This is a genomic window from Variovorax sp. 20P10.2.4 (assembly GCF_058244205.1).
In genome coordinates, this window is record NZ_JBZAYE010000244.1 from 1 (window position 1) to 10,077 (window position 10,077).

Genomic DNA, 10,077 nt, shown 5'->3' on the forward strand with positions numbered 1-10,077 from the left:
CGCTCGGGTCGGGCGGCACCGCGCCGCGCGTGGCCGACCTGCCCGGCTATCCCTCGCGCATGGCACCGGCGGCCGGCGGCGGCTTCTGGCTCAGCTGCTTCGTCTGCCGCACGCAGCTGGTGGAATTCGTGCTGCGCGAGGAGGCCTACCGCCGCCGCATGGTGGCCGAGATCGATCCGCGCTACTGGATCGCGCCGGCGCTCTCGTCGGGCCACAGCTTCCTCGAGCCGCTGCAGGGCGCGGGCGTCAAGCAGATGGGCGTGCTCAAGCCCTGGGCACCGCCGCGCTCCTACGGGCTGGTGGTGCGCGTGAATGCGCAGGGTCAGGTCGTGTCCTCGCTGCACAGCCAGGTCGACGGCCGGCACCACGGCATCACCGCGGTGGCCGAGCATGGCGGCGCGCTGTTCGCGGCCTCGAAGGGCGGCGGCCGGCTGCTGCGGGTGCGCATGACCGCCGAGGAACAGGGAGCCGCGCGATGAATGCCCGCGATACCACCGCCGACACCGTGGCCGCCGAGCCGGGCGCGCCCGCCGCGGTCGAGACCATGCTCGAGCTGCGCCAGGCGACCAAGAAATACGCGGGCGTGCCCGCCATCGAGGCGGTCGACTTCACGCTGCGCCGCGGCGAGATCCATGCGCTGCTCGGCGAGAACGGCGCCGGCAAATCGACGCTGACCAAGGTGATGGCCGGCGTGGTGCCGCTGAGCGCGGGCCAGATGCTGGTGGAAGGCCGGCCGGTGCAACTGCGCACGCCGCTGGAGGCGCGCCACGAGGGCATCGCGATGGTGTTCCAGGAAACCAGCCTGGTGCCGACGATGACGGTGGCGCAGAACCTGTTCCTGGGCCAGGAGTCCTTCTTCAACCGGCTGCGCGGCGTCTACATCTCGGCGCAGCAGTTCCTGCAGTCGCTCAATTTCGACGTCGACCCGACCGCCACGGTGGGCATGCTCGGCGCGGCCAAGAAGCAGATGGTGGAGATCGCGCGCGCGGTGCTGCACAAGGCGCGCATCATCATCTTCGACGAGCCCACGGCCAGCCTCACGCCCGAGGAGAAGAAGTACTTCTTCGACCTGGTGTTCGACCTCAAGGCGCGCGGCGTGTCGGTGATCTTCATCTCGCACGCGCTCGAGGAGGCGCTGCTGCTGGCCGACCGCATCACGGTGCTGCGCGACGGCCGGCACGTGGTGACCGACGACAAGGCCAACTTCGACCGCGAGCGCATCGTGCAGGCGATGGTGGGGCGCGATCTCTCGCAGACGCTCTACGGGCAGAAGAAGACCCACGTGCGGCCGCAGGGCGAGTGCCTGCTGTCGGTGCGCAACCTGCGCATGGCGGCGATGGTCAAGAACAACTCGCTGTCGGTGTTCGCGGGCCAGATCACGGGCGTGTTCGGCCTGGTGGGCGCGGGCCGCACCGAGACCTTCAAGGTGGTGGCCGGGCTGATCAAGCGCGACTTCTTCCATGGCGGCGAGATCCTGCTGCGCGGCAGGCCGGTGCGCTACCGGGTGGCGCGCCAGGCGGTGCGCGACGGCATCGCCTACATCACCGAGGACCGCAAGTTCGAGGGCTTCTTCGAGACCATGTCGATCGCGCAGAACATCTACATGGGGCTGCAGGGCAAGCTGGCCGGCGCGCGCGGGCTGGTGTCGGGCGCGAAGGCGCGTTCGGTGGGCGAACACTGGAGCCGGCTGCTCAATGTGCGCGCCATCGGCAAGGACGTGAAGGTGATCGAGCTGTCGGGCGGCAACCAGCAGAAGGTGGTGATCGCCAAGTCGCTGGTGCAGGAACCCGACATCGTGATCTTCGACGAGCCCACGCGCGGAGTCGACGTGGGCGCCATCGCCGAGATCCACGCCGAGATCAACCGGCTGGCCGATGCCGGCAAGGCGGTGGTGGTGATTTCTTCCTACCTGCCCGAGGTGATGGCGCTGTCGGACCGCATCCTCGTGGCCAAGCAGGGCAAGGTGGTGACGGAGTTCTCGGCCACCGAGGCGACGCAGGAGGCGATCATGTACGCGGCCATCCACTGACCGCGCCGATCGCCGCGTTGCGGCGCTTCAGTTCTTCTCGTCTTCCGCCGGCCAGTCGCGGATGTAGGCCTTGAGCATCTTGTTCTCGAAGTTCTGCGCGTCGACCACGGCCTTGGCCACGTCGTAGAAGCTGATCACGCCCATCAGCATGCGCCGGTCCATCACCGGCATGTAGCGCGCATGGCGCTCGAGCATGATGCGGCGGATCTCGTCGAGGTCGGTTTCGAGGGTGCAGGTGACGGGGGCGTCGTCCATGGCCTTGCGCACCAGCGTGCCGCCGACCTGGCCGCCGTTGGCGACGATGGCCACGATCACTTCCCGGAAGGTCAGCATGCCGACCAGGTCGCCATGCTCCATGACGACGAGGGAACCGATGTCCTTGTCCGCCATCGTCTTGACTGCTTCGGCCAGCAGATCGTCTGGCGTGATGGTGAAGAGCGTGTTGCCCTTGACGCGAAGGATGTCGGTGACTTTCATCGTGTGCTCCTCTCGGACTCTGTCTTTCCTGGCGGCCTGCCTTTTTTGAATATAGCCCACAATCGGCGCCGACCTCCACGGCCCGGTTTAGCGCTGTCACGCAGCGGACTTCACGGGCCCCTAGCGCCGCTCCAGAAAGGACCCCATGCCCGGCTATTCCGACCCCGGTTTCGACACCCTCGCGCTGCACGCGGGCGCCTCGCCCGACCCCACGACCGGCGCGCGCGCGGTGCCGATCCACCTGACCACCTCCTTCGTCTTCGAGTCGAGCGACCATGCGGCCGCGCTGTTCAACCTCGAGCGCTCGGGCCACGTCTATTCGCGCATCAGCAACCCGACCAACGCGGTGCTCGAGCAGCGGGTGTCGGCGCTCGAGGGCGGCATCGGCGCGATCACCACCGCCAGCGGCCAGGCGGCGCTGCACCTTTCCATCGCCACGCTGATGGGCGCGGGCTCGCACATCGTGGCCAGCACCGCGCTGTACGGCGGCTCGCAGAACCTGCTGCACTACACGATGCGCCGCTTCGGCATCGAGACCACCTTCGTCAAGCCCGGCGACCTCGACGGCTGGCGCGCCGCCGTTCGGCCCGAGACCAAGCTGTTCTTCGGCGAGACCGTGGGCAATCCCGGCCTCGACGTGCTCGATATCCCGGCCGTGGCCGACATCGCGCACGAGGCCGGCGTGCCGCTGCTGGTCGACTCCACCCTGACCTCGCCCTACCTGATCAAGCCGCTGGACTTCGGCGCCGACCTGGTCTACCACTCGGCCACCAAGTTCCTCTCGGGCCACGGCACAGTGATCGGCGGCGTGGTGGTCGATGGCGGCAGCTTCGACTGGGAGAAGTCGGGCAAATTCGCCGAGCTGACCCAGGCCTACGACGGCTTCCACAACATGGTGTTCAGCGAGGAGAGCACGGTCGGCGCCTTCCTGCTGCGCGCACGCCGCGAGGGCCTGCGCGACTTCGGCGCCGCGATGAGCCCGCACACCGCCTGGCTGATCCTGCAGGGCATCGAGACCCTGCCGCTGCGCATGGAGCGCCACATCGACAACACGCAGAAGATCGTCGAGTTCCTCGCCACCCATCCCTTCGTCTCGCGCGTGGGCCATCCGCTGATCGAGTCGCACCCGAGCCATGCCCTGGCGCAGAAGCTGCTGCGCCACGGCGCGCGCGGCGCGGGCGCGGTGTTCAGCTTCGACATCAAGGGCAGCCGCGCCCAGGGCAAGGCCTTCATCGAATCGCTCAAGCTCTTCAGCCACCTGGCCAACGTGGGCGACTGCCGCAGCCTGGTGATCCATCCGGCCAGCACCACCCACTTCCGCATGACCGACGAGGCGCTCGCGGGCGCGGGCATCTCGCAGGGCACGATCCGGCTGTCGATCGGCCTCGAGGATCCGGCCGACCTGATCGACGACCTGAAGCGCGCGCTGAAGGCGGCCGAGAAAGCGGGGGCCTGACACCATGCACTACACCGTCAACGGCCATTCCACCTACTGCTACACCGGCGGCAAGCCCTTCGATGCGGCCAAGCCCACCGTGGTCTTCGTCCACGGCGTGCTCAACGACCACAGCGTCTGGATCCTGCAGAGCCGCTGGTTCGCCAACCACGGCTGGAACGTGCTCGCGGTCGACCTGCCGGGCCACTGCAAGAGCGAGGGCCCGCCGCCGGCCAGCGTCGAGGAGGCCGCGCAGTTCGTGCTCGCGCTGCTCGACGCGGCGGGCGTGCAGAAGGCGGCGCTGATCGGCCACAGCTTCGGCTCGCTGATCGCGCTGGAGGCCGCCTCGCACGCGCCCGAGCGCGTGACGCACCTGGCGATGGTCGGCAGCGCCTACCCGATGGTGGTGTCGCCGGCGCTGCTCGAGAGTTCGCTCAACGACCCGCAGCGCGCGATCGCGATGGTCAACACCTTCTCGCATGCGCTGCTGGCGCCGCCGCCCTCGGCGCTCGGCCCGGGCACGTGGCTCTACGGCAGCTCGCGCGCGCTGATGCGCCGCGTGCTCGCGAGCAACCGCGAGGTCAACGTGTTCCATGTCGGCTTCAAGGCCTGCAACGACTACGCGGGCGGCGAGGCGGCGATGGAGAAGCTGCAGTGCCCGGTGCTGTTCCTGCTCGGCGACGCCGACCAGATGACGCCGCCGCGCGCCGTGAAGGCGCTGGCCGCCAAGGCACGCGACGGGCGCACGGTAACGGTGCACGCGGGCCACGCGCTGATGAGCGAGGCGCCCGACGCGGTGCTGTTCGCGCTGCGCGATTTCGTCTCGCGCTGAAGCGAAGCGGCGCTAGCCGCGCGCGGCCAGGTCGTTGATGTCGACCGGGTCGAGCACCTGCTTGGGCGCCCCGTGCCGCGCCACCGCCAGCATCGCGAGCCCCATGTTCTCGGTGGTGGTCACCAGGTGCGGCCACAGCCGCCGCGCGAGCCCGAACACCGGCGTCAGCAGCACGATGCCCGCCTTGTACAGCGGCGTCTTCGTGTTGGCGCCGTGCAGCGGCTGGATCGCGCCGGGCCTGAACATGTAGGCGGCCCTGAACGGCAGCTTCAGCAGCGCGTTCTCGGTCGCGCCCTTCACGCGCGCCCACATGCTGCGGCCGCGCTCGCTGCTGTCGGTGCCCGAGCCGGTCACGTAGGCGAAGGTCATCTGCGGGTTGAGCCGCGCGAGCACGGTGGCGGCGGCCAGCGTGAGGTCGTAGGTCACGCGCCGGTACGCGTCCTCCTTCATGCCGACCGAGGACACGCCGAGGCAGAAGAAGCAGGCGTCGAAGCCCGTGAGTTGCGGCTCGACCGCCGTGTAGTCGTACATGTCGCTCAGCACGAGATCGCGCAGCCTGGGATGCTGCTGGCCGCTGGGCCGGCGGCCGACGGCCACGACCTCCGCCACGTCGGGAGCGAGCAGGCATTCGCGCAGCACGCCGAAACCGACCATGCCGGTGGCGCCGAAGACGAGGACTTTCATGGGAGGGCCGGCCCCGCGGGCCGCGTGTGTGGACAGGCCGAGTAGATCAGGCCGCCCGCGGCACTGTAAAGAGCGCGGGCTTCTTCTCGAGCACCGCCACCATCAGCTCGGCATGCAGGCTCGAGGGCTGGGGCGCCGGCAGCGCGGTCAGCATGCGCGACAGCGTCTCGGCATGCGGCAGCAGCGGACCGAGGAAGCGCGTGCCCGCGGCATCGGCCACCAGGATCGTCGGGAAGGTCTCGACGTCGAACTCGTCGGCGATGTCGGCATGGTCCTCGATGTCGACCCAGGCGAAGCGCAGCCCGGGGTGCGCGCGCGCCACCTGCTCGAACAGCGGCCGGTAGTCGCGGCAGGTGCCGCACCACTCGGCGCACAGGCACACGACCCAGGGCGCGCCGCCGGCCGGCGCGACGGAATCGGGGGTGGAAGGCAGGGCGCTCAAGGCTCGTACGTGGGCAGAAGGGGGAAGAAAGACCCGGGTGGTGCGCCCGGAAGGTCGTGGCTATTATGGACAAAGCCCCTCCGGGGCGCAGGAGACGCACGATGAACACCTCCACCGCCACCACCCCTGGCAGCGCCGCGCCCGCGAGCGTCGACCCGCGCCAGTTCAAGAGCTTCGCGGAGTTCTATCCCTTCTACCTGACCGAACACGCCAACCGCACCTGCCGGCGGCTGCATTTCGCGGGCTCCACGCTGTCGCTGGCCTGCCTCGCGATGCTGGTGCTGACGCTCAATCCGCTGTGGCTGCTGGCCGGGCTGCTGGTCGGCTACGGCTTCGCCTGGGTCGGGCATTTCGGCTTCGAGAAGAACAAGCCGGCCTCGTTCAAGCGGCCGCTCTACAGCTTCATGGGCGACTGGGCGATGTACCGCGACATCTGGCTGGGGCGGGTCAAGATCTGAGCCTTGCTCCTAGATCAATAGCACGTCACCCAGCCGCAGCGAGCGCAGCGGCCCCTTCTGCCACAGGTCCTCGAGCGGCTCGGCCTTGGGCATCAGGAGCGCCTCGAGCAGCGGCTCGATCGGCGTCGACGGATCGGCCAGCAGCACGTAGCGCGGATCGCCGCCATCGCCGTCCTCGGCCAGCGGCGCGATCCAGTCGAGCGCCACCAGGGTCTCGAGCACCGGCACCAATTGCAGCGCGTCGACCCGCATCGAGGCCACCAGCCGCGCCGCGCCCACGCCCTTGTCGGGCGTCGCGCGGGCCCGGGCGAGCTGCTGCAGCACCTCCATCGCGAGCTGCAGCGGCCAGCCGGCGCCGCCGCCGCGCCGGGCCACGCCGGTCAGGATGCTCGGCAGGTAGGCCGCGATCACCGCGCCCAGCAGCACGATGACCCAGGCCACGTAGATCCACACCAGCAGGATCGGGAAGGTGGCGAAGGCGCCATAGAGCACCGAGTAGGTCGGCACCAGGCTCAGGTAATAGCCCAGCACCCGCTTGGCGATCTCGATCGCCGCCGCCACGAACACGCCGCCGGCCCAGGCATGCGACCAGCGCACGTTGGTGTTGGGCACGTAGTGGTAGAGCGAGGCCATGCCGGCGGCCAGCAGCACGAACTCGAAGGCGTCGAAGAACAGCTTGACCACGCTCACGCCGACCACGTCGCGCGAGGCCGCGAACACGTAGGAGGTGGTGGACAGGCTCACCGCCAGGATCAGCGGCCCGAGCGTGATCGTGGCCCAGTAGATCAGCACCCGCTGCGCGAAGGGCCGCGGCGAGCGCACGCGCCAGACGTTGTTGAGCGTCTTGTCGATGGTGAGGATCAGCGCGATGGCGGTGATCAGCAGCACGATCAGGCCCGCGATCCCCAGGCCGCTGGCCTTGCTCGCGAACTGGTTGAGGTAGCCCAGCACCTGGCGCGCGATGTTCTCGGGGATCAGGCTCTCGATCAGCCAGCGCTGCAGGCGGCCCTGCATCTTGGCGAACATCGGGAACACGGTGAACAGCGCGAGCGCCACCGTGAAGAACGGCACCATCGCGATGGTGGTGGTGAAGGTCAGGCTGCTGGCCGTGAGCCCGAGGCGGTCTTCGCGAAAACGCTCGCTGAGCACCGCGGCGGTGTTTCGCCAGGGGAAACGGGAGAGATCCCTCCAGAGCTGACGACGATTCATGGCCGGTATCATGCCATCCGCCTTTTCCGTTTCGCCACGCGGCGCCCCCGGGATCGCATCCCCTGTCCTTCTTCACCGTCGCCCGCCCGTGCCCATCGCCTCGCCCCCGCCCTCCTCCGTCGCCGCCACCCGCTGGCTCGCGGTCGGCAGCCTCGTCGGCCTGATCGTGCTGGGCCTGGCCTGGGAACTCTGGCTGGCGCCGCTGCGCCCCGGCGGTTCGCTGATGGCGCTCAAGGTGCTGCCGCTCGCGATCCCGCTGGCCGGCCTGCTGAAGAACCGCATGTACACCTACCGCTGGGTCAGCCTGATGGTCTGGCTCTATTTCACCGAGGGCGTGGTGCGCGCCTGGAGCGACACCAACGGCATCAGCCAGCTGCTCGCGCTGGTCGAGGTGCTGCTGTGCCTCGTGCTCTTCGTCGCCTGCGCCTGGCACGTCCGCCTGCGGCTGCGCCACGCCAAGGCCGCCGCCCGTCCCCTGGAGGCTTCCACCCCATGACCACTTCCGCTTCTTCCGCCGCCCTGCTCGAGCGGCTGCGCGCCATCGTCGGCGCCAACCACCTGCTCAACGAGGGCGACCTCACGGCCTACGAACAGGACTGGCGCAAGCGCTCGCGCGGCAAGGCGCTGGCCGTGGTGCGCCCGGCCGATGCGCAGCAGGTGGCCGAGGTGGTCAAGGCCTGCGCCGAGGCCGGCACCGCCGTGATCCCGCAGGGCGGCAACACCGGCCTGGCGGTCGGCTCCATTCCCGACGACAGCGGCACGCAGGTGGTGCTGAGCCTGCAGCGGCTCAACGCCATCCGCGAGATCGACGCGGCCAACCTCACGATGACGGTGGAGTCGGGCTGCATCCTGCAGACCCTGCAGGAGACCGCCGAGAAGGCCGGCTACCTGTTCCCGCTGAGCCTCGCGGCCGAGGGCAGTTGCACCATCGGCGGCAACCTCGCGACCAATGCCGGCGGCACGCAGGTCGTGCGCTACGGCAACACGCGCGAGTTGTGCCTGGGCCTGGAAGTGGTCACGCCGCAAGGCGAGATCTGGCACGGCACCAGCGGCCTGCGCAAGGACAACACCGGTTACGACCTGCGCGACCTGTTCGTCGGCAGCGAGGGCACGCTGGGCATCATCACGGCCGCGACCATGAAGCTCTACCCGCTGCCGGCCGCGCAGCTCACGGCCTGGGCCGCCGTGCCCTCGCTCGACCACGCGGTCACGCTGCTGGGCCTGGCCCACAAGCAGCTGGGCCCGGGCCTCACGGGCTTCGAGGTGATGGGCAAGTTCGCGCTGAGCCTGGTCGACAAGCACATGCCGCAGCTGCGCGTGCCCTTCATCGGCGACGAGAACGTGCCCTACTGCGTGCTGCTCGAGAACTCCGACAGCGAATCGGAGGACCATGCGCGCGCGCGCTTCGAAGCCCTGCTCGAAACGGCGTTCGAGGACGGCTGCGTGACCGACGCCGTGGTGGCCGAGAACCTCGCGCAGGCGCACCAGCTCTGGCACATCCGCGAGAGCATCCCGCTCGCGCAGGCCGAGGAAGGCTTGAACATCAAGCACGACATCTCGATCCCCGTCTCGCGCATCCCGGCCTTCGTGGCCGAGACCGACGCGCTGCTGGCGCGCGAGATCGCCGGCGTGCGGCTGGTGAACTTCGGCCACCTCGGCGACGGCAACCTGCACTACAACGTGCAGGCGCCCGAGAACGTCGATACCAAGGCTTTCCTGAAGAACGAGGAAGACCGCATCAACACGCTGGTCTACGAGGCGGTCGAGAAGTTCGGCGGCTCGTTCTCGGCCGAGCATGGCGTGGGTTCGCTCAAGGTCGACACGCTCGAGAAGCACAAGTCGCCGGTGGCGCTGGAGATGATGCGCGCGATCAAGCGCGGGCTGGATCCGAAGAACATCCTGAATCCGGGGCGGGTGATCCGGGTCTGAACCGGCGCCTCAGCACCCGAAGTCGCCAGGCCGCAGCTCGATCGCCTGCCCGTGCGGCGTGCGGTCGGCCGCATGGTCCCAGGCCTCACGGTAGCGCGCCAGTTCGTCGTGCGAACTCGCGCCCTTGCGCGCCACCAGCGTCTCGAGCGCGGCGAGCCAGTGCCGGTAGTAGGTGTCGCCCGCATCGGGATCGCCCGCGGCCTGCGCGGCCTGGATCTGCGCGGCCAGGGTCTCGGCCCACTCGCTCCAGCTGAACAGGCCCTTCTCGTGCAGCGCCAGCGTCATCGCGAACGCTTGCGCCTGCCAGGGCGCGCCGAAGACCGGGCCGTCGGCGTCGCGTGGCATGCCGGGGGCCAGCATCCCGTCGGGGTACTGCGTCATTCGGCTGCCTCCAGGTAGCTTTCCCAGGCATCGACCGACACCGAAAGCTGCTGCGCCTGCGAGCCCCAGAGCTCGGCTTCCTCGAACACCACCGTGTAGAGCCACTGCGGCGCCTCGCCCGCGCCCTGCGCGTTGCTGTCGGCGAACACGTGCGCGCCATGCAGCCGCTCGATGATGCCGCGCCGCCCCTGCACATAGCCC

At 69.4% G+C, this 10,077-nt stretch carries 12 protein-coding genes and 1 pseudogene; 7 read left to right on the forward strand and 6 right to left on the reverse strand.

Going from position 1 to position 10,077, the window contains the following annotated elements:
• Together AC27VN_RS21585 and AC27VN_RS21590 are read left to right on the forward strand one after the other, a co-directional pair.
• Positions 1-479 (forward strand): annotated as a pseudogene (locus tag AC27VN_RS21585) (strictosidine synthase); the annotation flags it as partial.
• Entirely contained in the window at positions 476-2,029 is a 1,554-nt protein-coding gene (locus AC27VN_RS21590; protein WP_208507655.1) for a sugar ABC transporter ATP-binding protein, read from the forward strand. The pseudogene AC27VN_RS21585 and the gene AC27VN_RS21590, both read left to right, overlap by 4 nt.
• Positions 2,030-2,056: 27 nt before the next feature.
• On the opposite strand, the gene AC27VN_RS21595 is transcribed toward AC27VN_RS21590, so the two are convergent.
• Entirely contained in the window at positions 2,057-2,506 is a 450-nt protein-coding gene (locus tag AC27VN_RS21595) for a CBS domain-containing protein (protein ID WP_093343237.1), read from the reverse strand.
• 145 nt (positions 2,507-2,651) lie between these two features.
• On the opposite strand from AC27VN_RS21595, the gene AC27VN_RS21600 reads away from it, so the two are divergent.
• Both AC27VN_RS21600 and AC27VN_RS21605 read left to right on the forward strand, forming a co-directional pair.
• Positions 2,652-3,962, forward strand: coding sequence for an O-acetylhomoserine aminocarboxypropyltransferase (locus tag AC27VN_RS21600; RefSeq protein ID WP_490877842.1), 1,311 nt, complete (start codon positions 2,652-2,654; stop codon positions 3,960-3,962).
• 4 nt (positions 3,963-3,966) lie between these two features.
• The gene (locus AC27VN_RS21605; protein WP_490877843.1) at positions 3,967-4,773 is read left to right on the forward strand and encodes an alpha/beta fold hydrolase; all 807 of its coding nucleotides are present in this window, start codon (positions 3,967-3,969) and stop codon (positions 4,771-4,773) included.
• Between the two features lie 12 nt (positions 4,774-4,785).
• Here AC27VN_RS21605 and AC27VN_RS21610 read toward each other — a convergent pair whose 3' ends face one another.
• A complete protein-coding gene (locus AC27VN_RS21610; protein WP_490877844.1) occupies positions 4,786-5,457 on the reverse strand; it encodes an NAD-dependent epimerase/dehydratase family protein in 672 nt (223 codons plus the stop codon).
• 46 nt (positions 5,458-5,503) lie between these two features.
• Complete coding sequence (locus AC27VN_RS21615; RefSeq protein WP_490877845.1) at positions 5,504-5,899, reverse strand: thioredoxin family protein; 396 nt, start codon at positions 5,897-5,899, stop codon at positions 5,504-5,506.
• Positions 5,900-6,000: 101 nt separating this feature from the next.
• On the opposite strand from AC27VN_RS21615, the gene AC27VN_RS21620 reads away from it, so the two are divergent.
• Positions 6,001-6,357, forward strand: coding sequence for an Mpo1-like protein (locus AC27VN_RS21620; protein ID WP_398498111.1), 357 nt, complete (start codon positions 6,001-6,003; stop codon positions 6,355-6,357).
• A 9-nt stretch (positions 6,358-6,366) separates the two neighbouring features.
• Here the strand turns inward: AC27VN_RS21620 and AC27VN_RS21625 are convergent, their stop codons facing one another.
• Positions 6,367-7,578 (reverse strand): YihY family inner membrane protein, encoded by a 1,212-nt coding sequence (locus AC27VN_RS21625; protein WP_208507649.1) that lies wholly within the window; start codon positions 7,576-7,578, stop codon positions 6,367-6,369.
• Between the two features lie 76 nt (positions 7,579-7,654).
• Between AC27VN_RS21625 and AC27VN_RS21630 the strand changes: the two genes are divergently transcribed.
• Together AC27VN_RS21630 and AC27VN_RS21635 are read left to right on the forward strand one after the other, a co-directional pair.
• On the forward strand, positions 7,655-8,062 hold the full coding sequence (locus tag AC27VN_RS21630) for a DUF2069 domain-containing protein (protein WP_093343246.1): 408 nt from the start codon (positions 7,655-7,657) through the stop codon (positions 8,060-8,062).
• A complete protein-coding gene (locus AC27VN_RS21635; protein ID WP_208507648.1) occupies positions 8,059-9,495 on the forward strand; it encodes an FAD-binding oxidoreductase in 1,437 nt (478 codons plus the stop codon). The genes AC27VN_RS21630 and AC27VN_RS21635 overlap by 4 nt, the downstream gene beginning before the upstream one ends.
• A 9-nt stretch (positions 9,496-9,504) precedes the next feature.
• Here the strand turns inward: AC27VN_RS21635 and AC27VN_RS21640 are convergent, their stop codons facing one another.
• Both AC27VN_RS21640 and AC27VN_RS21645 read right to left on the reverse strand, forming a co-directional pair.
• Positions 9,505-9,876, reverse strand: coding sequence for a nitrile hydratase accessory protein (locus tag AC27VN_RS21640; protein ID WP_490877846.1), 372 nt, complete (start codon positions 9,874-9,876; stop codon positions 9,505-9,507).
• A partial coding sequence (locus tag AC27VN_RS21645) for an SH3-like domain-containing protein (RefSeq protein WP_490877847.1) occupies positions 9,873-10,077 on the reverse strand: 205 nt, incomplete at its 5' end. The genes AC27VN_RS21645 and AC27VN_RS21640, both read right to left, overlap by 4 nt.

What these genes read in the sequence shown, in the direction of transcription:
- AC27VN_RS21635 (WP_208507648.1), top strand. Translation starts at nt 8,059, where the DNA reads ATGACCACTTCCGCTTCTTCCGCCGCCCTGCTCGAGCGGCTGCGCGCC.
- AC27VN_RS21600 (WP_490877842.1), top strand. Translation starts at nt 2,652, where the DNA reads ATGCCCGGCTATTCCGACCCCGGTTTCGACACCCTCGCGCTGCACGCG.
- AC27VN_RS21605 (WP_490877843.1), top strand. Translation starts at nt 3,967, where the DNA reads ATGCACTACACCGTCAACGGCCATTCCACCTACTGCTACACCGGCGGC.
- AC27VN_RS21625 (WP_208507649.1), bottom strand. Translation starts at nt 7,578, where the DNA reads ATGATACCGGCCATGAATCGTCGTCAGCTCTGGAGGGATCTCTCCCGT.
- AC27VN_RS21590 (WP_208507655.1), top strand. Translation starts at nt 476, where the DNA reads ATGAATGCCCGCGATACCACCGCCGACACCGTGGCCGCCGAGCCGGGC.
- AC27VN_RS21640 (WP_490877846.1), bottom strand. Translation starts at nt 9,876, where the DNA reads ATGACGCAGTACCCCGACGGGATGCTGGCCCCCGGCATGCCACGCGAC.
- AC27VN_RS21620 (WP_398498111.1), top strand. Translation starts at nt 6,001, where the DNA reads ATGAACACCTCCACCGCCACCACCCCTGGCAGCGCCGCGCCCGCGAGC.
- AC27VN_RS21610 (WP_490877844.1), bottom strand. Translation starts at nt 5,457, where the DNA reads ATGAAAGTCCTCGTCTTCGGCGCCACCGGCATGGTCGGTTTCGGCGTG.
- AC27VN_RS21595 (WP_093343237.1), bottom strand. Translation starts at nt 2,506, where the DNA reads ATGAAAGTCACCGACATCCTTCGCGTCAAGGGCAACACGCTCTTCACC.